At 77.2% G+C, this 1,003-nt stretch carries 1 protein-coding gene; it reads right to left on the reverse strand.

The window, feature by feature from the left end; translation table 11 throughout:
• Nucleotides 1–1,003: IucA/IucC family protein (locus AB0O00_RS41500; RefSeq protein WP_363659829.1), on the reverse strand; the 1,003-nt coding region annotated here is incomplete at both ends.

Below are 1,003 nucleotides of genomic sequence, written 5' to 3' on the forward strand. Positions count from 1 at the left end.
GCCCGCCGCGCGGCCAGCCTTCGGCGTCGAGCAGGACGAGGCTGTTCTGCTGGTGCGCCTCCAGGGCGATGCCGCCGCGGCCGTCCAGCCAGAGGACGGGCAGGACGACGGCTTCCAGGTAGCGCAGGAACCATTCAGCGGCCACGGTGCGCAGCGGGCGGCCGCAGCGCACGGCGAGCGCCCGGAGGGTGTCGCCGAGCCGGGACGGCACGGTGGTGCCGGTGCCGAGCGGCTGTTCGGCGACGAGCCCGGCGACGCACAGCACGCGGTCGGCGGGGGCGAAGGGCTGGGCCCGCAGGACGGTGTCCAGGCCGCCGGGGTCGCCGAGGCCGGGGTGGTCGACGCCGATCCAGGCCGGGTCGCGGACGACGTCGAAGCCGGGGTGGGCGGCGCGCCACTCGGCGGCGAGGCCGCTCTCCAGCAGCCGGTGCATCTCCAGGCCGCGGTGGAGCTCCTTGCGCAGGTTCTCCCGGCGGGAGTTGGTGATCCGCAGGCCGAGCGAGAGCTTGAGCATCCACGGGGTGCCGGGCCGGTAGACGGTGCGCACCGAGGAGGTGGGGTACCAGGGGTCGCCGGCCGGCCCGAGGTCGTGCAGGAGTCCTTCGGCGAGCAGGGCGGCGACGGCCGGGCGGTGCGCCAGCTCGCGGGCCTGCCAGGGGTGCAGGGGCAGGGCGGCGGTGCCGGGCGGCAGCGGGGTGCGGTCGCCGAGCAGGCGGGCGGTGATCCGTTCGGCGCTCTCGGGGACGGCGGAGCCGGTGGCGAGCAGGGCCCGGTCGACGGCGTACCAGTGGAGTTGGAAGGAGCCGTGCAGTTCGGGCGAGTAGGCGGCGCTCTGGGCGGGGCCGAGGCCGTCGCGGCTCTTGGGGGTGGGGTGCAGGGGGTGGCCGAGGAGCAGGGACTGTTCGGCGGCGAGGAAGTGCGAGCCCTCGGGCCCGCCGGGCGCGGCGCCGGTGCGGCGGTGGGCGAGGATCTCGGCGGTGCGCACGACGGAGTCGGCGACCCG

Source organism: Kitasatospora sp. NPDC093558, from assembly GCF_040683475.1.
Taxonomy (GTDB): Bacteria; Actinomycetota; Actinomycetes; order Streptomycetales; family Streptomycetaceae; genus Kitasatospora.